This is a genomic window from Rhizobium sp. CAU 1783 (assembly GCF_054551725.1).
Genome location: NZ_JBTOLM010000002.1, coordinates 1,207,348 through 1,231,617, shown reverse-complemented (window position 1 = coordinate 1,231,617; position 24,270 = coordinate 1,207,348). Strand labels below are relative to the sequence as shown.

Annotated in this window: 26 protein-coding genes; all 26 read right to left on the bottom strand. The window is 66.9% G+C overall.

The genetic code is table 11. The features are described 5' to 3' along the window. Positions 1 to 87: 87 nt before the first annotated feature. A complete protein-coding gene (locus tag ACX93L_RS12825) occupies positions 88 to 2,079 on the bottom strand; it encodes a heme lyase CcmF/NrfE family subunit (RefSeq protein WP_459405188.1) in 1,992 nt (663 codons plus the stop codon). Then, complete coding sequence (gene ccmE / locus ACX93L_RS12820; RefSeq protein WP_459405187.1) at positions 2,076 to 2,522, bottom strand: cytochrome c maturation protein CcmE; 447 nt, start codon at positions 2,520 to 2,522, stop codon at positions 2,076 to 2,078. Before ccmE ends, ACX93L_RS12825 begins: the two co-directional genes overlap by 4 nt. Continuing rightward, positions 2,519 to 3,688 (bottom strand): c-type cytochrome biogenesis protein CcmI, encoded by a 1,170-nt coding sequence (ccmI, locus tag ACX93L_RS12815; protein WP_459405186.1) that lies wholly within the window; start codon positions 3,686 to 3,688, stop codon positions 2,519 to 2,521. Before ccmI ends, ccmE begins: the two co-directional genes overlap by 4 nt. Positions 3,689 to 3,805: 117 nt before the next feature. Next, on the bottom strand, positions 3,806 to 4,231 hold the full coding sequence (locus tag ACX93L_RS12810; RefSeq protein ID WP_169589432.1) for a hypothetical protein: 426 nt from the start codon (positions 4,229 to 4,231) through the stop codon (positions 3,806 to 3,808). A 115-nt stretch (positions 4,232 to 4,346) separates the two neighbouring features. After that, the gene (locus tag ACX93L_RS12805) at positions 4,347 to 5,753 is read right to left on the bottom strand and encodes a sensor histidine kinase (RefSeq protein WP_459405185.1); all 1,407 of its coding nucleotides are present in this window, start codon (positions 5,751 to 5,753) and stop codon (positions 4,347 to 4,349) included. Further along, the gene (locus ACX93L_RS12800) at positions 5,750 to 6,421 is read right to left on the bottom strand and encodes a response regulator transcription factor (protein WP_169589437.1); all 672 of its coding nucleotides are present in this window, start codon (positions 6,419 to 6,421) and stop codon (positions 5,750 to 5,752) included. The genes ACX93L_RS12805 and ACX93L_RS12800 overlap by 4 nt, the downstream gene beginning before the upstream one ends. A gap of 55 nt (positions 6,422 to 6,476) precedes the next feature. Further along, positions 6,477 to 6,692, bottom strand: coding sequence for a hypothetical protein (locus ACX93L_RS12795; RefSeq protein WP_459405381.1), 216 nt, complete (start codon positions 6,690 to 6,692; stop codon positions 6,477 to 6,479). Positions 6,693 to 6,847: 155 nt separating this feature from the next. Continuing rightward, on the bottom strand, positions 6,848 to 7,072 hold the full coding sequence (locus ACX93L_RS12790; RefSeq protein WP_459405184.1) for a hypothetical protein: 225 nt from the start codon (positions 7,070 to 7,072) through the stop codon (positions 6,848 to 6,850). Between the two features lie 165 nt (positions 7,073 to 7,237). Further along, a complete protein-coding gene (locus ACX93L_RS12785) occupies positions 7,238 to 11,095 on the bottom strand; it encodes a baseplate multidomain protein megatron (protein WP_459405183.1) in 3,858 nt (1,285 codons plus the stop codon). 318 nt (positions 11,096 to 11,413) lie between these two features. Continuing rightward, positions 11,414 to 11,851, bottom strand: coding sequence for an NlpC/P60 family protein (locus tag ACX93L_RS12780; protein WP_459405182.1), 438 nt, complete (start codon positions 11,849 to 11,851; stop codon positions 11,414 to 11,416). 284 nt (positions 11,852 to 12,135) lie between these two features. After that, positions 12,136 to 13,029, bottom strand: coding sequence for a DUF2163 domain-containing protein (locus ACX93L_RS12775; RefSeq protein WP_459405181.1), 894 nt, complete (start codon positions 13,027 to 13,029; stop codon positions 12,136 to 12,138). Next, the gene (locus tag ACX93L_RS12770; RefSeq protein ID WP_459405180.1) at positions 13,026 to 13,667 is read right to left on the bottom strand and encodes a phage distal tail protein, Rcc01695 family; all 642 of its coding nucleotides are present in this window, start codon (positions 13,665 to 13,667) and stop codon (positions 13,026 to 13,028) included. Before ACX93L_RS12770 ends, ACX93L_RS12775 begins: the two co-directional genes overlap by 4 nt. 159 nt (positions 13,668 to 13,826) lie before the next feature. Next, positions 13,827 to 14,429 (bottom strand): phage tail tape measure protein, encoded by a 603-nt coding sequence (locus tag ACX93L_RS12765; protein ID WP_459405179.1) that lies wholly within the window; start codon positions 14,427 to 14,429, stop codon positions 13,827 to 13,829. Between the two features lie 146 nt (positions 14,430 to 14,575). Continuing rightward, entirely contained in the window at positions 14,576 to 14,791 is a 216-nt protein-coding gene (locus tag ACX93L_RS12760; RefSeq protein ID WP_459405178.1) for a rcc01693 family protein, read from the bottom strand. After that, positions 14,788 to 15,189: a gene transfer agent family protein gene (locus ACX93L_RS12755; protein ID WP_459405177.1), complete on the bottom strand. Its 402-nt coding sequence runs from the start codon at positions 15,187 to 15,189 to the stop codon at positions 14,788 to 14,790. The genes ACX93L_RS12760 and ACX93L_RS12755 overlap by 4 nt, the downstream gene beginning before the upstream one ends. After that, positions 15,189 to 15,596, bottom strand: coding sequence for a phage major tail protein, TP901-1 family (locus ACX93L_RS12750; RefSeq protein WP_459405176.1), 408 nt, complete (start codon positions 15,594 to 15,596; stop codon positions 15,189 to 15,191). Before ACX93L_RS12750 ends, ACX93L_RS12755 begins: the two co-directional genes overlap by 1 nt. 80 nt (positions 15,597 to 15,676) lie before the next feature. Further along, positions 15,677 to 16,075 carry a DUF3168 domain-containing protein gene (locus tag ACX93L_RS12745; protein WP_459405175.1) on the bottom strand — a complete coding sequence of 133 codons (399 nt, stop codon included), beginning with the start codon at positions 16,073 to 16,075 and terminating at the stop codon, positions 15,677 to 15,679. Positions 16,076 to 16,259: 184 nt separating this feature from the next. Next, positions 16,260 to 16,595: a phage head closure protein gene (locus tag ACX93L_RS12740; RefSeq protein WP_459405174.1), complete on the bottom strand. Its 336-nt coding sequence runs from the start codon at positions 16,593 to 16,595 to the stop codon at positions 16,260 to 16,262. Position 16,596: 1 nt separating this feature from the next. Next, positions 16,597 to 17,166, bottom strand: coding sequence for a head-tail connector protein (locus ACX93L_RS12735; protein ID WP_459405173.1), 570 nt, complete (start codon positions 17,164 to 17,166; stop codon positions 16,597 to 16,599). 533 nt (positions 17,167 to 17,699) lie between these two features. Continuing rightward, the gene (locus tag ACX93L_RS12730) at positions 17,700 to 18,470 is read right to left on the bottom strand and encodes a hypothetical protein (protein ID WP_459405172.1); all 771 of its coding nucleotides are present in this window, start codon (positions 18,468 to 18,470) and stop codon (positions 17,700 to 17,702) included. 165 nt (positions 18,471 to 18,635) lie between these two features. After that, positions 18,636 to 19,919: a phage major capsid protein gene (locus tag ACX93L_RS12725; RefSeq protein WP_459405171.1), complete on the bottom strand. Its 1,284-nt coding sequence runs from the start codon at positions 19,917 to 19,919 to the stop codon at positions 18,636 to 18,638. 3 nt (positions 19,920 to 19,922) lie between these two features. Continuing rightward, complete coding sequence (locus ACX93L_RS12720) at positions 19,923 to 20,498, bottom strand: HK97 family phage prohead protease (RefSeq protein WP_459405170.1); 576 nt, start codon at positions 20,496 to 20,498, stop codon at positions 19,923 to 19,925. A 50-nt stretch (positions 20,499 to 20,548) separates the two neighbouring features. Continuing rightward, on the bottom strand, positions 20,549 to 20,869 hold the full coding sequence (locus ACX93L_RS12715; RefSeq protein WP_459405169.1) for a DUF6107 family protein: 321 nt from the start codon (positions 20,867 to 20,869) through the stop codon (positions 20,549 to 20,551). A 612-nt stretch (positions 20,870 to 21,481) separates the two neighbouring features. Continuing rightward, the gene (locus tag ACX93L_RS12710; protein WP_459405168.1) at positions 21,482 to 22,660 is read right to left on the bottom strand and encodes a phage portal protein; all 1,179 of its coding nucleotides are present in this window, start codon (positions 22,658 to 22,660) and stop codon (positions 21,482 to 21,484) included. 344 nt (positions 22,661 to 23,004) lie between these two features. Then, positions 23,005 to 23,349, bottom strand: a complete 345-nt coding sequence (locus ACX93L_RS12705; RefSeq protein ID WP_459405167.1) for a Dabb family protein — start codon at positions 23,347 to 23,349, stop codon at positions 23,005 to 23,007. Positions 23,350 to 23,453: 104 nt separating this feature from the next. Next, entirely contained in the window at positions 23,454 to 24,074 is a 621-nt protein-coding gene (locus ACX93L_RS12700) for a glycoside hydrolase family 19 protein (protein ID WP_459405166.1), read from the bottom strand. Positions 24,075 to 24,270 lie beyond the last annotated feature (196 nt).

Below are 24,270 nucleotides of genomic sequence, written 5' to 3'. Positions count from 1 at the left end.
GCTTTGGCTGTCCCCTCTCCCCGCTTGCGGGGAGAGGGTCAGGGTGAGGGGCAGAACCTGCGACATGCGAAGTTCCGAAAAACGATTTCATTCCGCCGCCTCCAGTGCCGCCGGGACCGTGGCCTTGACGTGGCGCTTCGGCACGCCCACCCTGAGCCTGCGGTCGGAGAGCGAGACGAAGCCGCCGGCCATCATGATCAGCGCGCCATACCAGATGCACAGGATGAAGGGTTTCCACCAGATGCGAACGACGATGCCGCCGTCGTCCATCATGTCGCCGAGCGAGACATAAAGCTGGCTCGTGCCGAAGGTGCGGATGCCGGCCTCGGTGGTGGGCATGCGGCGCGCGGTGTAGAGACGCTTGGACGACCAGACGTCACCCCGGTCGACACCGCCCTCGCGAATGGTGAAATGGCCGCGATCCTCGGTGAAGTTCGGGCCGGTCGCCGACTTCATGCCGTCGAAGGTGACGCTGTAACCGCCAGCTTCCACGGTCATGCCCGGCTTCATCTCCACGACCGTTTCCGTCTCGAAGGTGGTGACCGCGACGATGCCGAGCACGGTGACGCCGAGCCCGAGATGGGCGAGCGCCGTGCCGATCGCCGAACGCGGAAGGCCGTTGAGGCGGCGAAACGCCACCGAAGTCGCAACCTTGCGGAAGCCGGCGCGGTACCATAGGTCGGCGATCGCGCCGAAGACCAGGAAGAAGCCGGCCGCAAGCCCGAGCACGGCCATCACCGGTCCGCCATGCTCGACATAAAAGAAGACCAGCGCAACAACGAGCGATAGCGCCGCGGCGACCAGAAGGCGCTGGCTGGCGGCATAGAGGTCACCACGCTTCCAGGCGAGCATCGGGCCGAAGGGTACGGCGATCAAGAGCGGCGCCATCACCAGCCCGAAGGTCAGGTTGAAGAAGGGGGCACCGACCGAGATCTTCTCGCCCGTCAGCGTCTCAAGCAGCAGCGGATAGAGCGTGCCGATCAGCACGGTGGCTGTCGCCACCGTCAGGATGAGGTTGTTGAGGACAAGCGCCCCCTCGCGCGAGATCGGATGGAAGAGACCGCCGGCCTTCAGCTTCGGCGCGCGCAGCGCAAAGAGCGAGAACGCGCCGCCGATGAAGAAGGTGAGGATCGCGAGGATGAAGATACCGCGGCTCGGATCGCTGGCGAAAGCATGCACCGAGGTCAGAACGCCCGAGCGCACCAGGAAGGTACCGAGCAGCGAGAGCGAAAAGGCGAGGATCGCGAGCAGCACGGTCCAGATCTTCAGCGCCTCGCGCTTTTCCATGACGAGTGCGGAGTGGAGAAGTGCGGTGCCGGCGAGCCAGGGCATGAAGGAGGCGTTTTCGACCGGATCCCAGAACCACCAGCCGCCCCAGCCGAGCTCGTAATAGGCCCAGTAGGAACCCATGGCGATGCCGGCGGTGAGGAAGGTCCAGGCCGTCAGCGTCCAGGGTCTGACCCAGCGCGCCCATGCGGCATCGATGCGGCCGTCGATCAGGGCGGCGATGGCGAAGGAGAAGCAGACGGAGAAGCCGACGTAGCCGAGATAGAGCAGCGGCGGGTGGATGGCGAGACCGACGTCCTGCAGGACCGGATTCAGGTCCTTGCCCTCGGCCGGGATCGGCGAGAGCCGGTTGAACGGATTGGACGTCAACAGGATGAAGAGCAGGAAGGCGCTGGCGATCCATGACTGAACGGCGAGCGCATTGGCCTTCAGCCGGTCCGGCAGATTGCCTCCGAAGAAGGCGACCAACGCCGAAAACAGCGTCAGGATCAGCAGCCACAGCATCATCGAGCCTTCGTGGTTGCCCCAGACCGCGGAGAAACGGTAGATCGCCGGCAGCATCGAATGGGAGTTTTCCCACACGTTGGAGACCGAGAAATCGGAGACCATGTAGGCCCAGGCGAGCGCGCCGAAGGAGAAGGCCACGAGGGCGAACTGCGCGACCGTTCCGGAGACCGCGACCGCCATCAGCGCCGCGTCGCCGCGCCGCGCGCCAATCACCGGCAAGACGGAAATGACGACCGATGCGGCCAGCGCCAGCACCAGGGCATAATGGCCAAGCTCGATGATCATTGGGTCTTTTCCTCCACCCAGACACCGTCCTTCTTCAGGCGGTCGGCCACTTCCTTCGGCATGTAGTTCTCGTCGTGCTTGGCAAGCACGCTGTCGGCAGTGAACACGCCGCCGCCGGCTTCGAACTTGCCTTCCGTCACGACGCCCTGCCCCTCACGGAAGAGGTCGGGCAGGATGCCGGTATAGGTGACCGGAACGGTTGCCGTGCCGTCGGTGACGGAGAACTTGACCGTCGATCCCTCGCCGCGCACCACCGAGCCTTCGGCGACCAGGCCGCCGAGGCGGATGCGGGTTCCGGGGCCGACGGCGGTCGTTTCGAGATCGGCCGGCATGTAGAAATAGGCGACCGACTGGCCGAAGGCGAACATGACCAGCAGGACGGCGGCGATGATGAAGGCCATGCCGCCGCCGATCACGGCGAGGCGTTTCTGCTTGCGGGTCATTTCAGTGCCTCCTCAACCGGCAGGCCGAGTTCGCGGCCCATGGCGATCAGTTGCTTGCCCTCTTCGCCGTCGGCGGGGAAGGCAGCCAGGCCCGCCTTCAGGGAGGCCATCGCCTTGTCTTGTTCGTTCAGCATGGCATAGGAGCGCACCAGGCGCATCCAGCCTTCGAAATTGTTCGGGTCGGCCTTGAGCTTGGCGTCCAGGCCTTCGACCATGCCGCGGATCATGGCGGTGCGGTCGGTGGCCGTCATGCCGGCTGCGGCCTCGACGTCGGCGGAGGTCGGATTGCCCGGCGCATTGGCATTCGGCGCAATTGGTGCCGGAAGCCCGGCAAGCGGCGCGCCGCCGGCATTGGCGGCAATGTGCTCCTGAACCAGCGTCAGCCACGGTGCATCCGGCGGAGAGGCCTTGGCAAGCGCCTCGAAGGCGGCGAGTGCCTCCGGCTTCTTGCCCGCCTGTTCGAGCGCCAGCGCCAGATAGAACTGTGCGCGCGCATTGCCCGGTTCCAGCCGGATCACTTCCTCGAAGGCAGCGCGCGCGTCGTCGGTGACGATGCCGCTGTTGCTCGCGACGAGCACCTCGCCGAGGCCGCTCATCCGGCCGGCGCTGGTGCCGAGCAGGCGGATCGCGTTGCGATAGGCGAGTTCGGCGTCGCCGAGCCGCGCGCTCTTGAAATAGATCGGACCGAGCACTTCCCATCCCGACCCGTCATTCGGGTTTTCGGCGAGATGGCGTTCCACCTTGGCGACCAGAAGCTCGATATTGTTGCCCGGGTTTTCCAGACGCTCGGCAAGCGGTGCCGCCGGCATCTCGGGATTGCCGACCTTGAGATAAAGGCCGAGCGCAATGACGGGAAGACAGAGGACGACGAAGGCCTGGGCCAGGGTATTGACCCGCCCGGAAGACGAAGCGGAGGTGCCGCCATTCTGCGCAGGACCGGAAACCGCCAGCAGACGCCGGCCGATCTCGGCACGCGCGTAACCCGCGTCTTCCTCGGAAATCAGGCCCTCGGCCTTGTCGCGGTCGAGTTCGCGCAACTGATCGCGATAGACGGCCGCCTCACCGAGGTCTTCGACCGGTGCGCGCGCCGCACCCCGCATCAGGGGCAGCAGGAGGGCGATGGCAACAGCCACCGTCAGCAAAGCAGATACGATCCAGAACAACATGGTGCCCAATTACTTCAAGCCGAGGCTCGATTCCACAGACAAACGGCGGATGACGCAAAGTTGAGGCGTTTGGCCGCAAGCTGATGTCTAGGGAAGTGGGCGCGGTCAAGCCTTGACTTATGTCAAGGGCGTCCATGTGCCGTTGGTGTTGCGGCAAGCGGCGCCCCGCGCCGAAATCTGCCGTCCCTGGTCGTTCAGCTTGTGAGTATACTGGCGGCAGTTCTGCTGGCCGACCTGGTAGGGTGCCGCGGCGACGACCTCGCCGCTGACGCTGTCGCCCTTCCACGCAACCGGCTGGCCGCCCGGGGCTGCCTCGAGTGCTCGATATTCGGCTTCGAGCGCACGCTGAAGTTCGCTGTTCGAGAGTTTTACGCCCGAGCGGGCGACGATGCCGCCCTGCAGGGCCGAAATGTAGAGGGCGGACGGATTGCCCTTGCGGGAGGACAAGACGCCGCCGCGAGTCCCGCCGGTCGTCGTGCAGGCGGAAAGTGCAAAAGCGGCAAGCGCGATTGCCGCCGCGCCACGAAAGCGGGATACACCCATTGGACCAGCCCCAATCTCGTTCCCGGAACGATCGATCATTACGTAAGTCCCTCGCTTGCTGCGGCACGCAGATGGCATCTTTATGGCCAGCCTTGTTTTTTCACAACAAAATTGATTACGCAGTGTCCCGCGTCACAGCCGGCAGCACAAGCGTCGCCTTGAGCCCGCCGATCGCCGCACGCGACAGACCGAAGGACCCCTGGTATTCGCTGGAAATCTCCTTGACGATCGACAGACCGAGACCGGTACCCGGTTTGCTCTCATCGAGCCGCTTGCCGCGCTTCAGGGCCTCGCCGATCTGATCGGGCGCAAGACCGGGCCCGTCGTCCTCGACGGACACCTCGATCCAGCCGCGCCGTGCCCCCTCGCCGGTGCCCTCGGGGCCTTGAGCGGTCGTCGCCGCGCTCACGACGATCCGCGCCTTGGCGAAACGTGCGGCGTTTTCCAGGAGGTTGCCGACTGTTTCCTCGACATCCTGCTGTTCCATGGCGAAGGCCAGCCCAGGGGCGACCTCGAGCACGATGTCGATCTGCGGATTGAGGCGACGCATCACCCGGACCAGCCGTTCGAGCGCCGGTTCCGCGTCGCAGCGCGCCAGGACGGAGTCGCGCTGGGCGGCGATGCGGGCGCGGTTGAGATAGGTGGAAACCTGCGCCTGCATGGCCTCGGCCTGGCTGCGGACGACGTCGCCGTGGGTCTTGTCAAGGCCGCGCGCCTCGTTGAGCAGCACGGCAATCGGCGTCTTCAGCGAATGCGCGAGGTTGCCGACCTGCATGCGGGCACGCTCGACGATGCGTCGGTTGCTGTCGATCAGCGCGTTGATCTCGTTGGCGAGCGGTTCGATCTCGCGCGGATAGTCGCCGACGATCCGCTCGGCCTCCCCGCCGCGGATTTTCTCCAGCGCCCGGCGCGCCCGGTCGAGCGGCTTCAGGCCGTAGAGAATGGCCAGACCGTTGACCAAGAGCCCGCCGAGACCGAAGACGGCGAGCGACAGGTAGAGGCGGGTCGAGAAGAAGGACACCTCCTCCTCCACCACTTCGAGATTGCCGGACACGCGGAAGCGGGCGGCGCGGTCGCCGCCGTCGAGCACGACTTCGGTTTCCGCCACGAGAAGGTTGTTCCCGACGGAATCGGTCATCGGATAGAAGCGCTCGTAGTGCTCGTCGAAGGGCACTTCCTCGAGGCTCGGGACGGAAAGCTCCGCCATGCCGAGCGAGGTGGAGGCAAGAGGGGCAGCGGCAAAATTGCCGAGCGGCTCGACCAGCCAGTACCAGCCCGTCTCCGGCTGCGAGAAACGCAGGTCCCCGAGTTCCGGGCTTCCCGACAGGCTGTTGCCGTCGCCGATCGAAACGGAATTGATGACGTTGGAGAGCTGGGCGCGCAGCAGGTTGTTGAAGCCGCGCTCGACGCCCTGGCGATAGAGCGTCGAGATGACCACCGCGATCGTGACGAGCGAAAGCGCCGACCACAGCGTGGCCAGCAGAAGCACCCGGACCGTCAGCGATCGGGAGCCGCGGATCATTTCGCGGCTTGCGGCGCTTGGATGCGGTAGCCGAGGCCGCGCACGGTCTCGATCATGTCGATGCCGATCTTCTTGCGTAACCGGCCGACGAAGACCTCGATGGTGTTGGAGTCACGGTCGAAGTCCTGGTCGTAGAGATGCTCGACCAGTTCGGTGCGCGAGACCACCTCGCCCATGTGATGCATGAGATAGGACAGCAGCCGGTATTCGTGGGAGGTCAGCTTCAGCGCCTTGCCGTCGACGGTCGCCTTCGAGCTCTTGGTGTCGAGCCGGACCGGGCCGCAGACGATCTCGGAGGAGGCATGTCCCGCCGCGCGGCGAATGAGAGCCCGGATGCGGGCCAGCACTTCCTCGAGATGGAAGGGCTTTGCCACATAGTCGTCGGCGCCTGCGTCGATGCCGGCGACCTTGTCGCTCCAGCGGTCGCGGGCGGTCAGCAAGAGAACCGGCATGACGCGGCCGGCGCCGCGCCATTTTTCCAGCACGGTGATGCCGTCCATTTCCGGCAGGCCGATGTCGAGGATCACGGCATCATAGGGCTCGGTATCGCCGAGAAAATGGCCTTCCTCGCCGTCGAATGCCTTGTCGACCACATAACCTGCTTCCTGCAGGGCCTCGACAAGTTGCCGGTTGAGGTTGACATCGTCCTCGACGACCAGAATCCGCATATAGTCCGTTCCTTGTTGAGTTCAGGTCCCCGCCGCACCGATGGGAGGCGTAAGATCAGTTGGAAACCCGCATCGTGACCTTGCGCGGGCGCTCGTTGCCGTTGCCGGGGATCAGCACCGTGACGACACATTCGCTGCCCGACCGGCGGACCGAGAGCAACTGGCCGCCGACCTCCTCGACCGCGCGATAGGCGGCGCTGCGGCAGTCGACTGCATCCGCTGCCTGGCCGTTGCCGTCCTGAGACTGCACCGGCACGAGCATCGGGTTCATGGCATCGCCGAGGGTGTCCGGCATGGACGAAGCCGCCATACCGGCCGCCAGACCTGCGATGATCATGATTGATGCCATTGCTTCTTCTTCCGCACGACTTGAACTCTTGTCTCTCTATCTATCGCATGCCTTCTGAATGGCAAATGAATGCGCCGTCAACTGCGCCGGTTGCCGAGATCGATCGGCCGCGTCGCCGTGACGCGCCCGTAGACCGCCAGCATCCCCCCGGCAGCACCCGCAAGCGCAGCCAGAGCATCGGCGAGGTAGCCCTGTTCGGCAAGGCCGAATTCCAGCCCGAAGTGTTTCAAAAGCGGCGCGCCTGCAGCAATCAGCGCTCCCCATACGGTCTTTGACTGGTACCACGGCTTGATGTCGAGCATTTCTGTCTCCTTTCACTGAATTTTGATGGAAATGAACCTGTGCGGACCCCATGCGCTGCGCCCGTGGGTACGGACCCCGATCTGCGTGAGGGATTGCGTGTCATCCGCGCCTGTCGCATCGAGGTCTCTCCGGCCCGTCGCCCTTTCCCCCTGCCCGCCTGCCCCTCACCCGACGACCAGATCCGCCTCCGCGGCAATCCCTTCGGCCAGCCGGCCCAGTTGGCGCACCCGCACCCGGATCACGCCCTGAACAGCCCCGAAATCGGCAAGCTCGTCGGCAGCCGAATAGGAAAGCCGCGTCTCACCGACCTCCACGCCACGCCGCACCTCGGCACCCTCGAGGATCTCGACGCGATAGGCCTCCACCGCCTCGTCGAGTGGCACGTCGAGCCCCTGCCAGGTATCGGCATCGACGCGCGAGCGCCGGATCCAGCTCAAGTCGATAGCGCCCGCCGCCGTGCGCCGCGCCTTCAGGTGGACCGGCGACAAGGGTGTTTCGGCCCTGAGGCCGCCGGCGAATGTCCCGAGCGAGACCGGTGAAGCGACGCCCCCGAGCGGTTCCGCAAAGTAGTCGAGCGCCAGTCCGGTTTCCTCGCCCGTCAGCCCGAGCGGACGGACCGCCTCGTCGAGCAGGACGGCAACCGCGCCGGTGTCGGCCCCGGCCGCCATCGCGTCCTCGGTGCCGGCCAGCCCGCGCAGGAGCGTCGAGACCCGCCAGCGGCCGGTGGCGATCTCGACGGCATCGGCAAAACCGATCACCTCCCAGCCGCCATTCGCCGAGCCCACCGCCAGGCGATTGGCGCCGTTCAGCACCGAAAGACGGTCGGCCGAGGAGAGACCGCCGAAGAAGAGATCGAGCGCGACCGACCGGGCCAGATCGAACCGGCCGGAAACGCCGGCGGTAAGAGGTGCCGTCAGGCGGCCGATCGTTGCCGGCCGGTCGAGTGCGGTCCGCGTCCTGGCGCTGTCCGCGGTGACTGCCGACGAGATCGTCATCCGCCGCCAGGGCCGCACCAGTCCGGCGACGCAGGCGAAGTCGGTCGGCGCGCCGGACGAATGGCGCGGCAGGTCCATCAGCACGACGAGCGGATCGAAACCCGCGGATGCCGGATTGTCCGGAGTCCGTCCTGAACCGGTCGTAACCGGGGTCGTCGACACGGCTGCTGCTACCTCGCGCAGCGACAACCGCCGGGCCGCACCGTCCTCGATCTCGCCGACAAGAAAGCGCCCCTCCGGCCCCTCGCCCAGCCCGACCTCGCCAAGCCTGATCACATCGCCGGGTTGGATGCCAAGTTCACCCGGTCCGAGCGCAAATTCGAGCCTCCGCCGGGCGACGCGGTGGTCGCGCAACATGCCTTCGGCGAGCGAAAGCGCCGTCTCCTCCGGCAAAACGGCGGGCAGGTCGCGGGCAAGCTGGCGACGGGTGGATGCCCCGACCCGTCGCGAGCGGGCGCTCGCCTCGCCATAGTCACTGGCCGGATCGAAATAGCCGAGCGAGGCCTCCGCCGCGAAATCGCTGTCATGGCCGCGCGTCTCGCGCCACAGCGGCTCGTCCTCGAGATCCGCCAGCACGTCGATCTCACGTGCCGGCAGGCTGGCGGCGGCCCGGGAGCGAAATTTCAGCCGCGCGCCGTTCTCGACGACATCGATCAGGAAGGCCTCCGCCAGCGGTTCGATCAGGCTGCGGGCCGAGGCGAGGTCGCCCTGCACATAGCCGGTGAGATCGCCGCCAACTTCCGAGACGTCGAGATCGTCGAAACCGTGATCGCGGAGCAATGCGGCGATCACGTCGGCGACCGTTCCCGACCCCAGCCGCCCGTTCAGCCAGTGCCCCGTCCGCCAGTTTCCACCGTCCGACCATAGCCCGAGATCGGCGGGAAAGGCAGGCTGCGGCCGCGCGTCCCAGGTCCAGAGATAGATGCGGTCTGGATCGACCATGCCGGCCGGCGCCGGCCCGTCCTGCCAATGTCCGAGATGCGCCTCGAGGAAACGCCGTTGCAGGCTGTCGGAGCGCGTTCCTTGAGAGAAGTACGGCCAGGCGCTTTCCGCCGATTTCGGATCGGCAAACACGTTCGGCTGGTTCGCACCCCCGTCGACCGCCGGGCAGCCGAGTTCGGTGAACCACACCGGTTTCATTCTCGGGGCCCAGGTGGTCGGGATCGCCCGCTCGGTCCCGCCGACGCGGTCGAAATGCCGATTGCCCCACCAGGCCTCGATGTCCTTGTACCGAAAGACCCAGGGCTTGCCCGCCAGACCGTCGGTGATCGGCGTTCGCGTCCGGGCCAAACGATCCGCCTCGCTTGCGTAATACCAGTCGAACCCCTCGCCAGCCGTGATCTGCGCGGCCATGGCCTCCCGGTCGTCGGCGAGGCGAAAGCCGTCCGGACTGGCGCTCTCCAGGTCCGCGTCGCGCCAATCGGCAAGCGGCATGTAGTTGTCGATGCCTACCGCATCGATCGCAGGATGGGCCCAGAGCGGATCGAGGTGGAAGAACACGTCCCCCGTCCCGTCGGCCGGTTGATGGCCGAAATATTCGCTCCAGTCGGCGCCGTAGGTGATCTTCGTTCCCGCTCCCAGGATGGCGCGCACGTCGCCGGCAAGATCGGCCAGCGCCTGCACGAAGGGAAAGCCGCCCGCCCCGTCCCTCAGCGTCGTCAGGCCCCGCAGTTCCGAGCCGATCAGGAAGCCGTCGACGCCGCCCGCGGCCTTCGCCAGCAGCGCATAATGCAGCACCATGCGGCGATAGCCTTCGCCTGCCCCGTGATAGGAAACAACGGTGCCCGAGACGCCGAAATCGCCCGCCTCGGCACTCCCGCAGAAGGCGGCCACCGTCGCGGAAATCGCGGCACTCTCGTCCGGGGAGCCCGGCCGCCCAGGCGCCGGATCACAGGTGATGCGCCCGCGCCAGGGATAGGCCGCCTGTTCAGTGCCGCCATAGGGATCGGCAAGCCTGTTGCCGGCCGGAATGTCCATCATCAGGAAGGGATAGAGCGTCACCTTCAGCCCGCGCGCCTTGAGGTCGGCGATCGCTTCGAGGACGCTTGCGTCGTCCGGCGTTCCGCCGAAGGCCGGGCCTCCGTCATGACGGCTGACGAGATGCGCGGCGTCGCGCGCGATACCCGACACCTGCCAGGGCCGGCTTTCGCGATCGCGCCCGCTGACCTCCACGCCCGGCACGACCCGGCACTGCCCGGCCCTCAGGTCGGTGCCGAACCAGCTGACGACCAGCGCCACGTTTTCGAGATTGGGGCAAAGCGCCTGCAGCTCGTCGATCGACGCCAGCCAGTCGGTGTGAGCCGTCAGCGTGTTGCGGTTGAGGATGCGCGACTGTCCCTCGCCGATCCGCTCGCTCACCTGCGTCGTCGCATAACCATGCTCGGTCGCGCCCGGAATGACGGTGACGGCCCGCACCATCTGCTCCAGCGCGCCGACCGGCCTGATCACCTCGAACTGCAACAGGGGAATACGGTTGCCGAAGCTGTCGAGCGGCAGGTGTTCGAACACCACATAGGCGAGCCCGCGATAGGCCGGGGCATTGCCGGTGCCCTGCTTCGCCTCAATCAGCGGATCGGGCGCCTGGGTCTCGCTGCCGGGATAGAAGCGCATCTCGACCCCGGTCAGGTCGATCTCCTGCCCGTCGGCCCAGACGCGCCGGACGGCCGCGACCTCGCCTTCGCAGAGCCCGAGCGCCAGATTGGCGAAATAGCGATAGGTCCTTGTCCGCTGGCTGGTCGCCTTTCCGCCGCTACGCTCTGTCGTCACCTCCTCCTCGAAGCGCGTCGCCCAGATCAGCGTGCCGCCGAGACGTGCCGTACCGTAGAGACGTGGCACGGCCGCACCTTCGACCGCTCCCGGCAGTCTCGCGGTGGCAAGGCGGGCACCGGTCACCGTCGCCCCGCCGATCAGCGCCCGGTCGACCATGTTGCCGGCGAGCGCGCCCGCTGCCCGCCCGATCACCGCGCCGATCGGCCCGAACGCCGAGCCTAGTGCCGCGCCCGCCGCCTGAAAGAGGATTGTCGCCATAGAAACCCCTCGCGCCAACTCTCTGGATGCGCGCATAGATTGCGATAGATTGGAAAGGTTCGGGAGCAGAAGCTGCAGGCGCCGCGCCAGCCGGCGCGTCGGCGAAGACGGGCTCCGCCGACCTCGGCAAAGGCCTTGTGCTCTCGAACGTGGAGGTGATGCTATGCGGCTCTTGCCAACCGGCATTACGCTGGTCTTGAGGATAACCCGGACGGGCTGATTTATGACCGTCCGGGTCGTCTTCAAAGACTAGCAAACGGTGAGCGAGGTAGCAGCCTCGCGCACCACTCCATCACCATACGTCAACAACCGCCGGCTTCAAGGAATCCCGGGAAAGCGGTAGATGCCGGCGAGCCGCCCGCGCCAGGACGGCACAAGGGCCGAGCGGATCACGGCTGCCTGCTCATAGGCGTGGATGAAGGTTTCCGGCGACGCGAGGATGCCGGCATGCTTGGCGGCGAATTGCGGGCGAAACCGGAAGATCAGCAGATCCCCCGGCAGCGCCTGCCCGATACCTGCCACCGGACTGCAATGCCGCGCCGCTGCCTCGATCAACCGCTCGCGCCCGCCGCGCTCCGCCCAGTCTGGCGCATAGGGTGCAACCGCCTCCGGTTCGGCGCCATAGATCTCGCGCCAGATCCCGCGCACCAGCCCGAGACAGTCACATCCCACACCCTTCACCGCGCCCTGATGGCGGTAGGGCGTGCCGATCCACGCTTCGGCAACCGCCACCACCCGTTCACCGATCCCGGTCATGGGACTCTCCGTCAGATGTCGAACAGGAAATGCCCCTCACCCTGACCCTCTCCCCGTAAACGGGGCGAGGGGACGGCCACGGCGGTGCCGCTTGTCCCTTATCCCCATGATTATGGGGAGAAGGTGCCGGCAGGCGGATGAGGGGCCGTTTGAAGAGATAAATGGGCAAAACAGACCGTAACCGTCCCCTCACCGGTTCACGAGAGTGCGAAAGACGGGTCGAGACACGCGGATCGACTCCGGTCAGGCCAGCGCGCGGGGCGATCCGCGCCGCGCCCAGCCCCTCACTCAAACAGCACGCTCCCGTCATGAGTGCTCTCGCCCTTCACATAGGAGTAGGCGAAGTCGCTGCCCGGCATGTGCGGGAAGCCGCGGAAATTCCCGGCATTGGCAAAGCGATCCCGGCAGGTCGAAAAGGCCTTGTCGCAGCCGACCGTGACCGTCACGGCATCACCCGCCGACGGCAGGCTCTCGAGCGGCAGCCAGAGCGAGAGCCGGGTGCCCTGGCCCACTGCCGCATTGCCGTCGATCTCGACCGTCGGGCCATGGTTCACGCCGGTCCCGAACCGCAGCGTGCCGAGGCGAAAGTGGCCGTCGGCGAAACCGTCGAGCCCAGCCACCACGATCCGGTCGCGCCCCTCGACGGCGAGAACCGTGGCGTCCGCCCTTCGCCCTTCCACGGCGAGGCTCACCTTGCAGCGGCCGTCGCCCAGATCGGCATCGCAGCGCCGGCAGTAGAGCCGTCCCTGCTCCTGGGACAGCCGGTGGGCGAAACTCCTGAGCTCGGCGGTAAAGGCGCCGCCTGCCCGCGACACCTCGCCGATCTCCTGCACCTTCAAGAGCAGATGCGCCGCCTCCGGCGCCCGCCAGTTGACGGTGAACACTTCGACGCGCGCGCCGTCATAGCGCCCGGCGGCGAGATCCGCCTCGCCGATCGCGGTGCTGGAAAAGCCGCCGCTCACCTCCGCCCCCGGCGCCGAAAGGCCTGCCGCTTCCCGCGCCTCGGTCCCGGAAAAGCCGCTCGCGGCCAGAAAGGTCGTGCCGTCGAAGACAAGGTTGCGGTCGTGCTCGGTAAAGCCGAGGATCACGCCGTCGCGCCGCGTGACGCGCCAGGCGCGGCAGAGCGTGGTCGCGTCGCCGGCAAGATGTGCGGCGAGTGCTGCCGGTATCTCTCTCACGGCATAATCTCCGTCAGCGGTATGGTCGGAATGCGCCCGGCCCGGAAGGCCTCGATGTTGACCTCGATGCGATCGGTGTCGAAGCGCACCGGCACATCGAATTCGAAGCCGGCCTGCACGAGCGCACCAGCATGCGGAATATATTCCTCGTCAATTGTGACCAGCCCGGTGGCCACATCTGAGGTGAAGCCCGAGATCGGCAGCGTCGTGCCGTCGATCGCGACCCTGACCGTGCCGGCCACCGGTTTCGAGATGTCGCGACGCCATTCGCCGCCCGCATCCCCATAGGTCTTGGCGAGCAGGAACTCCGAGGTCTCCCCGTCGCCGGTGCCGATCACCTGGTCGAACGGGGAGATCGCCTCCCCCGGACCGCAGGAGCGCGCGTCCAGCGGATCGCGGAAGCGGAACCCGTTGAGTTGCCCGCCCCGCGCCTCGAAGAAGGCGACGACCGCATAGAGGTCGTCGAGCGAACGCAGGCCGGAGCCCGCATCATAGACGCGCCGAGAATTGCGCCAGCGCGCATTGCGCGCCTCGCGCCCATTGGTCAGATCGACGATGTCGGTGCGCCTCTGCGGCCCGCCGCTGGTCGCCAGCGACAGCCGCAAGGGAAAGCGCACCTCGTGAAAACCGGCGGCCATGGCAGGGTTTCCTTGTTCTGAGGGATGGAGGGAGAGCGACAAGTGCGCCTCAGCGAGAGCAAGGCCGGCAAACGTGTGGAGCGGCTTTTCGTCCGGAGTTGCTTGCAAACAGAAAGATCGAGCGTTTCCGTCTCTCGGAGAAAACGGGGCCCCTCACAACTAGAGATGCCGCCGACCGCGTCCGACGCTGCGGGCCAGCATGGCGGTGATCTGGCCTTCGCTGCGGGCAAAACTCCCCGCGTCGGTCGCCGTCACGTGGAAATTGATCTGCGTCGCACCGCCGGCTTGAGCCGCGACCCCAAGCGCACCGTCGGCGCCGCGCTTCAGCGGGAGGATCGCCTCCGTGCCCGCCTCACCCATCAGGCCGAGATCGCCGCCGAGCGGAAAATAGGTGGGGGCCGAGACCAAGCCGCCCGAGGCGAAGGCCGTCACGCGCCCGGTCCCACCTCCGGGCACCCCGCCGTCGGCAAACGGCATCAGCGACCCGAAACCGGCCGTCAGCGACGAGATCAGCCCCGAGGTCGCCGAGCCCAGCATGGTTTCCAGCGGCTTCAGCCCGGCCGACAACGCGATGTCGGCGAGCCGCAGCCCGAGCGTCCTCAGCGTCTCCTCCAGCCCCTTGCCACCCACCGTCGCACCTTTGAGCGCCGAAGTCAGTGCCGCGCCAAAACGCTGCGATCGGTTTTCGAGGTCCTCCAGCACCTTCAGCGCCACCGTCCCGTCGATGTCGAGCGAAAGCGCCAGAATGTCGTCGTCATCCATGTTGGTGATCCTTCGTATGTCTGCGCCTTTGCGGTCCAGGACACGCACCCGGCCTCGCCCTTCGGCGGAAAGCGCGAGCCACGCGCGCGACCCCGGTCAGCCTAGGTTGAGTAGCCTTGTTCGAATGGATTGCCAGATCCGCCGCCTCAATCCGGAAAGGCCCGCATCAGGTCTTCGAGCGACGCTCGCCCGAGAACCGGCGGCCTTGCGGCAAACGCCCCGGTCATCGCGGCGAACTCGACGAGGCTGAGGGTCCAGAAACGTTCGGGGTGAAGCCGCAGGCGGCAGAGCCCGGCGTCGAGCACGGCGTCCCAGGGAAAAGCCCGGGCCGTCGTCGGCGCCGCGCCGCCTGCGGCGCTCAAGGGTCCGGCGACGTTGTCCCTTCCGGCCCTGCCTCGTTTCCCTTCCCGGCAGGCGCCTCCGGCGCGAAGGTCACCACCAGTAGGTCGCGCACCACGGCCGCCGCGCCGGTAATTCCGCCCTCGACCGCCATGCCGGCAATGTCCTCGTCGCTCAGCCGGTTGCCGCCGCCGCGAAGCCCGGCGCCGAGGATCGCCATCAGGTCGGCCGCCTTCAGCCGTCCGGCGGAGAACCGCTTTCCCAGATCGGCAAGGCTTTCCGCCCCGAAGGCCGTCTCCAGTTCGGCCAGCGCGCCGAGCGTCAGGCAGAGAATGCGCCGTTCACCGTCGATCACCGCCTCCACCTCGCCGCGCCGCCGGTTGGCCCGGCCGGCAAACGCAATCTCTCCCGCGCCCCGCATCAGAGCGCCCCGAAGGTCAGCGCGCCGGCCGATTCCAGCGCGATCTCGAAGGTCACCTCGCCGTCATGGGCGCCGGCATATTCGAGCGCGGTGATCTGGAACGGACCGCTCACCGTGCCGAAATCCGGGATCACCAGCTGGAACGACAGGATGTCGCCGGCAAAGAAGGCGCTGCGGACGAGCGCGTCGGACGCCTGGTCCTTGAACAGGCCGGCGCCCGACAGCGCCGCGCGCTGGATGCCCGCCCCGCCGAGCAGCTCGCGCCAGCGCCCGGCACTCTCCGCGTCGGTGACGTCGACCGTCTGGGCATTGAAGGCGAGCCGCTTGGTCCTCAGCCCCGCCACCGTCGCATAACCGACCCCGTCATGGACCTTCACCAGCAGGTCCTTGCCTCTCTGTGCCGTCATGGAAAAATCCCTTCGATCATGTTGAAACTGTTCGGCTCAATGCCGGTGCTGCAGGGATACGGCCGTGAAGGCGTCAGCCCTCACTCCACGACCGCCCGGAACGACGCCTCGGCGACGAAGAAGGCGGTCTTCGGCTCACGGCGGCTCACCGTGCGGCGGTGGCTAAGGCTGACGAGGTGTCGGCCGGAAAGGGTGAGATCGGCATCGTCGAGCAGTGCGCGCAGCGCCTCGGCGATCGCCTCCGCCGCGCGGCGTCCCTCACCCGACCAGGCCTCCAGCGTGAAAATGATCTCAGCGCCGGGTTCAGTCGCGGTCGAAAGATCGCGGGTCTCGACCGAGCCGGCCACGACGACCGGGAGGTCCAGTCGGTTGACCCGCCGGTCGCCGAGGCCGCCCGGGCCGATCAGCGCGACCAGCCCCGCATCGGCGGTCAGTCGCGTCTGGATCGCGGTCATCAGTTCGTTTGCCGGGCTCGTCATCGTCCGCCTGCCTTCCCGCTCTCGAGACCCGACCCGTCCGGCCCGCTCCGTTGCGCAGCATCGTCCGCCGTGGCGCTCGATCGCCTCTCCCTCAGTGTCCGCCTGAGCCTTTCGCCGAGCCCCCGCGACAAGGCCATGGCAATATCTTCGCCGGTCCGTGCCAGTGGTGTCCGGATCTCTGCCTTCATCGTCCCTTCTCCCGGCAGCGGCACAGGAGGTACCGCTCCGTTTCATCCGGATCGCGCAGGCTTTCGATGACAAGCCGCCGGCTTCCCTTGACAAGCCGCATGCCGGCCGCAACGTCGGCGCGAAAGCGCAGCCAGACGGCATGGGTGACGGTGACACGACCGGCACCGGCCATTTCCTCCGGGGCGGCGGCCAGCGGTTCGATGCGCGCCCAAAACTCCGCCACCGGCTCGAAGGCGATCGTCGCGCCGCCCTGGCCGTCCGGCGTTGCGACCGGACGTTCCAACCTCAGCCGCGCGCTCATCTGTCCGGGGTCGAAATCGGCAAGTCCCATGTCAGAGCCCCCGCCGGCAGAAGGGCGCGATCAGACGCTCGTAACCGGGCGGGATCGCCGCCGGCATCGCCTCGGGCGAGACGACGCCACGCACCGAAAACATCGCCGCCACATGCATCAGCATCGCCCGCTTCAACGTGTCGGGCACGTCGGCGCCGCTCTCGCCGAAGCCGGCGACGAAATCGATCTCGATGCCGTTCAGCATCCGCCCAGGACGGGGCGGATCGGCGAGCCACAGCCGCGCCGGGCGCGCCTCGCCGTCCAACAGATGGCCGGCCAGCGGCACAGCCTGCGCTTCGCCCTCTCCGTCATAGATGGTGACGGCCTCGATCGTGCGAACCGGCCCGCACGGAATGCGGACGACGCCGTCATCCGGCCAGGCGTCGAGGCACAGGCGAAAGCCGCGCGACAGCATGACCAGCCCGGTCTCGCGCTCGACATGCTCGCGAGCCGTTGAGATCAGCGCGCCGATCAGCGCGTCCTCGTCGTCGGCATCGATCCGCAAATGGGCCTTCGCCTCGCCAAGCGTCACCGGCTCGGCCGCCGGCGGGGCGGTCGCAAACAGCGTCATGGTTGTCTCCTGGGATTGGATTGGAAAACAGAGCGGTTGGGGCAATCTCCCCCTTGAGTGGGAGATGTCGGCGCAGCCGACAGAGGGGGGCGACCGGAAGAATGCCTCCTCCTGCCCTCCTGCTGCTCGACAACCGCCCCTCGTCTCTTCTCCCCATGATCACGGGAAGAAGGTGCCGGCAGGCGGATGACGGGCAGGAACCGGATGAAGGATGACGTCAGCTCCGGAAGTCTCTCCCAGAGACATCCCCTTCATCCGGGAAATCTGGCACCTGGCCGAAGCCGTGACGCCGATTTCTCTTCGTCTCCCTCAAGGAGAGAAGAGAGGCCGTCGCGGAAGCCCTCCTCTCCCCCTTGAGGGAGAGGATACAAAATCACGGCCTTGGCAAAGCCAAGTCGTAGAATTTGTTGGTGAGGGGTCAATGTCGCGGCCCCTGCCCTTAGTTCGCCGGGAACGTCACCAGCGCGGCAGTCGGAAACAAACCCGTCGAGATCTTCCGGCATTGTCCGAAAAGAATGGCAAAGCCGCGCCGCTCAATAGGTCGTCGCGATGCGCTGCGCGCCGCATTCCTTGATCAGGCTGCGGGTGCTCGCCGCGACGTCCTGGCAGAAGAACAGCTTCAGTTTCTCGTTTTCGAGAAAGTCCTCCGGAAACACGCGGGTCAGGTGAACCGATGCATAGGTTCGACCGTCGAACTCCTCCTTGCTGAAATACCAGCTGATCGCATAGCCGCCGATCTCGGTGTAGCGCTGCAGCGCCCAGTCGAGCTTGTCCTTCAACCCCTCGACCTCACCCTGCGACGCCGCCGGGAAGTAATAGGAGACGGTCAGTTCGTAGACATTGGCCTGCACCCGCATCGTCAGCGCGCGATCCTGCTTGCCGATGCGATAGAAGGCGGCGTTCTCGCCCATGTTGTGGCGCACGAGAACTTCCGTCGGCGCCTGCTCACGGTTCTTGCGGATGAACCGCTGGCCGATCTTCATGTCGGCCCAGGTCCGCGGCTCGGCGACCGGAAAGTCGATCAGTGCGCAGGCGCTCGGAAACGTGGTGCAGAGAAAACGGTCCGCCTTGTGCTGCAGGCCGGTCGAGCCCACATCGCGGGCCGAGAAGAACAGGAACAGCACGACCACCAGACCCGAGGCCGAGACCTGCGCAGCCGAAAGCGCCAGCAGGATCCAGTCCTCCTTGTTGGTGTGGATGTAGAAGATGGTGACGACGATGGAGAGCGCCAGAATCGCGGTCAGGCAAACGATCGCGACCACGCGAAGCCAGTAGGGCGTGTAGATAAAATGCTGTCCGTCCATTCGCTCCTCGCTCGTGTCACCGGCGCTGGGCCGCCGCCCACCCGACTCGTTTCGGCTATCGCCGCCTTCCGTCTTAGCCAGCTTTGGCGCTCGTCGAAAGGCGTCGTTGCCCGCGCGCGGACCGCGCCCGTCAACCGAACGCGGCCCTTTGTGCACGGCCCTCCACTACGCCGAGAACTTCACCAGCTTGATCGCCTCGAAGTTCTGCACCCCGCCGCCGACGCGCTTGGTGGTGTAGAACAGCACATAGGGCTTGGCCGAGTAAGGATCGCGCAGCACCCGCACACCCACCCGGTCGACGACCAGATAGCCGGAGCGGAAGTCGCCGAAGGCGATCGCGGTCGCATTGGCGGCGATCGCCGGCATGTCCTCGGCTTCGGCGACCGGGAAGCCGGCGAGCGAGGCCGGCTCGCCCGGCCGGGCCGGCGGATGCCAGAGATAGTTGCCATCCGCATCCTTGAACTTGCGGATCTCGCCTTGCGTCTTGCGGCTCATGACGAAGCTCGCATTCTGCCGATGGCCGGCCTTCAGCGCGTAGATCACGTTGATCAGCACGTCGGAGGGACCGGAAGAGGCAAAGCCGCCCGCCGCCCCGGTGGCGATGGTGCCGATCTTGCCCCATTCCCAGGCGCTGTCGGCCACCTGGTCATAGCTCAGAAAGCCCTTCGGCCGGTTCACCCCGTCGCCGCTGACGAAGGCGGTGCCTTCCTGCTCGGCGAAGGCGATGTCTACCTCGCCGGCGATCCAGGCCTCGATGTCGACCGCCGCGTCGTCGAGCAGCGCCTGGCTCGCCGCCGGCATGGCATAGAGCTCCATGGTCGGGAAGGAGAGTTCGGAAAGCTGGGCGGTCGCGGTCTGTGGCCGCGCCGCCGTCTCGGAAACCCAGCCGGCGGTCATTCCGGCGGGCGAGAACGGCTTCTTCAGCACCGCGCCCGACACCTGCCGGACGGTCGCCAGCGAGCGGATCGGCGAGACGACGGAGAGCCGGCGGCCGATCTCGGTGTCGGTTTCCGGCGGCACCAGATAACCGCCGTCGGCGGGCGTGCCGGCGCTCATCGCCTTGGCCTCCAGTTCGCGCAGCCCCGTCTCGTCGCCGCGGCGGATATAGGCCTCGAAGGCCGCCTTGTGCTCGGCCGCATCCGGACCGTCCGCCTCGCCGCCCCGGCCGAGCGGCGGGCGCAGCTTCTTCAGCACCAGCTCGTCGAGCACCCGGCCCTGCTCATCCATCGCCTTGTTGATCCGCTCCATCTTGTCGCGGGTCACGACGTCGGCTGTCAGCTTCTGCTCGATCTCGGCGAGGCGCCGGTCGTTGACGTCCTTGAACGCCTCGAAGGCGGTCATGAAATCCTCGAAGGCCGCCGTCACGCTGTCGGGCGCCGCCTTCACCTCGGGTGCGGTCCGCTTGCGCGTAGCACCGGTCGTCTGCTCGTCCATCTTCGCATCGCTCATCTGTCATCCTTTCCTGAAGACATCCACCGCCATTGTCCGGGCTGCCCGGCGCATGGCGCGGACCAGCTCGGTTTCCCTGTCGCGGAAGAACCGCGCATGCTTGACGTTCGAAACCCGTGCCGTCGGCAGCATCGGGAAGGTCACCACCGAGATCTCCCAGAGATCCGCCTCGAGGATCCGGCGCACGCCGCCCTTGCGGTCGGACCGCGAGCGCACGGTGCGGAAGCCGATCGACAGCCCGTCGAGCGCGCCCGACTTCATCAGCGCATGCACCTCCCGGGCCCGCGCCACGCCGAAGGAAAGCTGGCCTTCGACATAGAGCCCGCGGGCATCCTCGCGGATCAGGCGCCAGGCGCCGATCGGCTCGGCCGGATCGTGCTGGAAGAGCATGCGCACGCCGGCCGCCCCGCGCCGTGCCAGCGACCTCTCGAAGGCCCCCGGCTCGATCGCGTCGCGCCCGAGATCGACCTCGCCGAACAGGCTCGCATAGCCGGAAAAGGTCCCGTCGCCGGAAACGCCCTTCAACGTCAGGTTGACGAATTTTTCGGTCAGCGAGACCGGTCCGCGATAGGCGTACATGGCATTCTCCTCGTGATGGATGATCGATGGCCGACGGGTGGGCTGAACCCTCACCCGCCCGGCCGCTGGCCGTAGCGGGCAATCAGGCGGACCATGAGCCCGAGCCCCCACCAGGCCGAAAGGCTCGCCGCCGTCGCCCCGGCCAGCATGATCTCCGGGGGCGAAAGTTCGGCGGCGACGTCGAGCTTGCGGACGATCCACAGCCCCACCGGTCCGCCGAAGATCAGGCCGCAGGCGACGCCGGTCAGGAAGCGGATCGCCGCCTCCCGGCGCCCCTTCGGCAGGAGGTAGACGAGCGAAATCGCCGAGCCGGCGACCGCGCCCACCAGGCGCGCGCTCCACACGCCGCCGTCATGGCCGAAGTCAGTCATTTGTTAATCTCCCGCCGCTAAAATTAGAAAAGGCGGAGAAAGAGCCGCGCGGTTTTCCGCGTCCCGTCTCCCTTCGCCGATGGAGGCCGACACACCCGGATCACACCCTTTCCGGGCGCACATTTCCCCGTCTTCCGGCCTCGATCCCGGGCAGGATCCGCTTCACGCGACACTTTAACGATCGTCAAATTCGCGATTCGAATGAACCGCTTGGGCGCCAATGCTCAGAGCTTGATTCATCTCCCGGATGTTCCGGGTGAACCGCCTCATCTTCCGATTCAGGTTGAACCTGCGGGACGCTTGCGGCCATCCGATCTCCCCCTTGGGAGGGAGATGCCCTGCAGGGCCAAGGGGTGAGTTTTTTTTCCGTGATGCCTCCACGTCCACGCCCCGTCCTTGAGCCCGCCGTCGGACGCAGGATTTTGGAGATTGCCCCTCACCCTGACCCTCTCCCCGCTTGCGGGGAGAGGGAACGGCCACGGCGGTGCGGCTTTGTCCCTTCTCCCCGTCCAGACGGGGAGAAGGTGCCGGCAGGCGGATGAGGGGCAGAACTACGCGGACAACATTGCCGAGAAGAATCTCCCGCCAAGCGCACCCTCTCTCCCCCTTCCCTCAATATCCAACCGCCCGGCGCTTCTCCTCCTCGGTCAGGAAATCCGCCGCACCTAGCCTTGCCCAGAGCGCGTCACGTTCGGCGGAAAGCCCCGCCACCTGGTCGAGGTCCGGAACCATGTCGACGGCCTCTCCGAAGAGGCCCGAGAGGAAGCCGGAAAAGCGCGCCGCCGTGCGCGCCACCAGCGGCAGGACGGTCAGCCGGTAGAAGGCGCGGTTCGCCTCCTGGTAGTTGGCATAGGTATTGTCGCCGGGAATGCCGAGCAGCATCGGCGGCACGCCGAAGGCGAGTGCGATGTCGCGGGCGGCGCCGTTTCTGGCCTCGACGAAGTCCATGTCCTTCGGCGAGAGCCCCATCGATTTCCAGTCGAGCCCGCCTTCGAGCAGCAGCGGCCGGCCGGCCCGGATCGGTCCCGAATAGCCTTCGTCGAGCTCCACCTTCAGCCGCTGATACTGGTCGGCCGAGAGGTTGCCGCCCTCCTTCGGCTGGTAGACCAGCGCGCCCGAGGGCCGGGCCGAATTGTCGAGCAGCGCCTTGTTCCAGCGTGCCGCCGCATTGTGCAGGTCGAGCGCCACTTGCGCGGCGGCGAGCGGCGGAAAGCCGAGATGGTCGTCGAGCGGATGGAAGAGTTTGAGGTGCAGCAGCCCACCGCCGCCCGTCGCTGCCCCCGACGGATCACCCGCCGGGATACGCCGCCTCGCCGTGCCGGCGCGATAGTCATAGGCTTCGGGCCAGCCGTCGGCCCCCGCCACGACCGCCACCCGGTCCGGCCGCAGGAGATGCAGTTCCGCCGGGCGCGGACCGATCGCCAGCGCCTCGACATAGGCATTGCCGGCGAGCAGCAGATGGCCGTAGAGCGCCTCGAAGAAATCCGCGCCGCCCATCCGGGCATTCGGCCGGCCGACAAGCGCCGCCGCCGGATGATCCTCGAGCTCCCGCCCGTCGCGATAGGCAAGCCAGGGGATTGCGGCGGCGGCCTCGGCCACCAGCCGGACGGTGCGGTGCGCGACCGGGTTTTTCATGAAACCCTCGCGCGACAGCGACGCATAGGAGCGGCCCGACCACCGCGCCTCGCCATCGCCTGCCACCAGCGACAACCCGCCCCCCACCGCCTTGGCTTCGGACACGGATCCCCGTTTTGCCGGGGACACCCACGGCAATCGAAACGGCAGTTTCATCGGATGCTCCTGTTGTTCGGCGATTGAGGCGGGCAAAGCCCGTCGTTCAAGGGGTCGAATGCCCCTACCACTGACCTACCGGAGCAGAGCCGCCTGTCTCTGCCCGTCCTTCGGACCCCCGCTTGCGGGGGAAGGGGACGGCCACGGCGGTGCCGCTCTTGTCCCTTCTCCCCGTCAGAACGGGGAGAAGGTGCCGGCAGGCGGATGAGGGGCTCATTTCCATTGACAATCGTCGTCGCGCTCCCTCCCGAAGAGGGAGAGGATACAAAATCGAGGTCTTGGCCAAAGGCCAAGTCTCAGATTTTGTTGGTGAGGGGGGACGCCCCCTGGCTCGCTGCCCGCCCTCAGGCCTTGCCGGCGCGGCGGGTCATGCGGACGTCTTCCACGGCGCCGGTCAGGGCATCCTCGGCCACATAGTCCACGGCATAGCGCTGGTCGCGCAGCGGCTTCACGCGGTCGATCGAGGCCTGGTAGAGCGGGTGAGCGTGGTAGGCGGCGAGTGCGGTTTCGTCGTCGAATTCGCCATAGACCACCACGTCGATCCGCCCGTCGAAACGGTCGGCCTTCATGTTGGTCGAGATCTCGAGCTTCCTTGCGTGCGGAATGCCGGTCAGGATCGACAGGCCCTCGAGCACGGCGTCGAGATTGTCCCGCTCGGGCACGGTGAAGAAGACGATATGACGGATCACGGTATCTCGTTCCGGTTGGACGAATTGTGCAGCGCAGTGGCGCCGTCGAAGCGGCGATAGCATGACCGGGCGCCCCGCTCAATGCGTCAAAGCTTGCAACAGCCTCATCCCGTCCCGGTGATCGCCGCATGAAAGGCCCTGGCATGCCCCGCCACGAGGGCCGCCCGGTCGCGGCCGTTGACGATGCGTCGGGCGCCGGTCCAGTCGGCATTGGCCCCGGGACCGAAGGCGTCCGCCAGCGTCATGCCGCTGAACAGCCCGTCGCGCATGCCGATCACCAGAACGCCGACCGCGACGTCGAGCACGAGCGCACGGGCCGGGTCGCCGACGAGGTCGATGCCGATCGCCCGGCCGAGCGTCTCGTAATTGCGCCGGTGGGTGATCTGCACCAGGCCGCGGCCGAACCAGCTCCGACCGTCCTCGTCCGGCCGCCAGTAGGGCGTGCGCACCTGCGGCATCAGGCCCGCCGCATAGGCCCGGTCGAGCCGTGCGATCGCCACCCGGTCGGATGGGGCAAAGGTCTCGCGCACCGGCTGCATGCGGCCGCCCGTTTCGTGGAAGGCGGTCGCCAGGCAATAGGCGAGCCGGCGCGCATCTTCGCTCGCGCCATTCCTCCGCCAGCCGGCCATCACCGCCGTCATGCCCTCCACCTGCGCCACCGTCAACGCGCCGGAAAAAAGGCTCGCCCGCACGCTTTTGAAGAATCGTCGTTCGTCGAACTGCATGGCTTTTCTCCCGCGAAACCGGCCTGCGGCCGGGGCGTTCCCGACGATCCACAGGCGTGTCGGCCGGATCGTCCCGGCCGCCGTTAACCAGGGCCAAAATTTCTTGTTCGATTAAATCGTTTGAAGGAATTTCAATCGTTTAGAGGACCAAAGGGTCGTATTTACAAAGTCTTAAGGCTGTGGAACTTTCCGGCCA

Excerpts from the sequence above, each read along its gene's own strand:
- ACX93L_RS12825 (WP_459405188.1), bottom strand. The coding sequence starts at position 2,079 with ATGATCATCGAGCTTGGCCATTATGCCCTGGTGCTGGCGCTGGCCGCA.
- ccmE (WP_459405187.1), bottom strand. The coding sequence starts at position 2,522 with ATGACCCGCAAGCAGAAACGCCTCGCCGTGATCGGCGGCGGCATGGCC.
- ccmI (WP_459405186.1), bottom strand. The coding sequence starts at position 3,688 with ATGTTGTTCTGGATCGTATCTGCTTTGCTGACGGTGGCTGTTGCCATC.
- ACX93L_RS12810 (WP_169589432.1), bottom strand. The coding sequence starts at position 4,231 with ATGGGTGTATCCCGCTTTCGTGGCGCGGCGGCAATCGCGCTTGCCGCT.
- ACX93L_RS12805 (WP_459405185.1), bottom strand. The coding sequence starts at position 5,753 with ATGATCCGCGGCTCCCGATCGCTGACGGTCCGGGTGCTTCTGCTGGCC.
- ACX93L_RS12800 (WP_169589437.1), bottom strand. The coding sequence starts at position 6,421 with ATGCGGATTCTGGTCGTCGAGGACGATGTCAACCTCAACCGGCAACTT.
- ACX93L_RS12795 (WP_459405381.1), bottom strand. The coding sequence starts at position 6,692 with ATGAACCCGATGCTCGTGCCGGTGCAGTCTCAGGACGGCAACGGCCAG.
- ACX93L_RS12790 (WP_459405184.1), bottom strand. The coding sequence starts at position 7,072 with ATGCTCGACATCAAGCCGTGGTACCAGTCAAAGACCGTATGGGGAGCG.
- ACX93L_RS12785 (WP_459405183.1), bottom strand. The coding sequence starts at position 11,095 with ATGGCGACAATCCTCTTTCAGGCGGCGGGCGCGGCACTAGGCTCGGCG.
- ACX93L_RS12780 (WP_459405182.1), bottom strand. The coding sequence starts at position 11,851 with ATGACCGGGATCGGTGAACGGGTGGTGGCGGTTGCCGAAGCGTGGATC.
- ACX93L_RS12770 (WP_459405180.1), bottom strand. The coding sequence starts at position 13,667 with ATGGCCGCCGGTTTTCACGAGGTGCGCTTTCCCTTGCGGCTGTCGCTG.
- ACX93L_RS12765 (WP_459405179.1), bottom strand. The coding sequence starts at position 14,429 with ATGGATGACGACGACATTCTGGCGCTTTCGCTCGACATCGACGGGACG.
- ACX93L_RS12755 (WP_459405177.1), bottom strand. The coding sequence starts at position 15,189 with ATGCGGGGCGCGGGAGAGATTGCGTTTGCCGGCCGGGCCAACCGGCGG.
- ACX93L_RS12750 (WP_459405176.1), bottom strand. The coding sequence starts at position 15,596 with ATGACGGCACAGAGAGGCAAGGACCTGCTGGTGAAGGTCCATGACGGG.
- ACX93L_RS12745 (WP_459405175.1), bottom strand. The coding sequence starts at position 16,075 with ATGACGAGCCCGGCAAACGAACTGATGACCGCGATCCAGACGCGACTG.
- ACX93L_RS12740 (WP_459405174.1), bottom strand. The coding sequence starts at position 16,595 with ATGGGACTTGCCGATTTCGACCCCGGACAGATGAGCGCGCGGCTGAGG.
- ACX93L_RS12735 (WP_459405173.1), bottom strand. The coding sequence starts at position 17,166 with ATGACGCTGTTTGCGACCGCCCCGCCGGCGGCCGAGCCGGTGACGCTT.
- ACX93L_RS12730 (WP_459405172.1), bottom strand. The coding sequence starts at position 18,470 with ATGGACGGACAGCATTTTATCTACACGCCCTACTGGCTTCGCGTGGTC.
- ACX93L_RS12725 (WP_459405171.1), bottom strand. The coding sequence starts at position 19,919 with ATGAGCGATGCGAAGATGGACGAGCAGACGACCGGTGCTACGCGCAAG.
- ACX93L_RS12720 (WP_459405170.1), bottom strand. The coding sequence starts at position 20,498 with ATGTACGCCTATCGCGGACCGGTCTCGCTGACCGAAAAATTCGTCAAC.
- ACX93L_RS12715 (WP_459405169.1), bottom strand. The coding sequence starts at position 20,869 with ATGACTGACTTCGGCCATGACGGCGGCGTGTGGAGCGCGCGCCTGGTG.
- ACX93L_RS12710 (WP_459405168.1), bottom strand. The coding sequence starts at position 22,660 with ATGAAACTGCCGTTTCGATTGCCGTGGGTGTCCCCGGCAAAACGGGGA.
- ACX93L_RS12700 (WP_459405166.1), bottom strand. The coding sequence starts at position 24,074 with ATGCAGTTCGACGAACGACGATTCTTCAAAAGCGTGCGGGCGAGCCTT.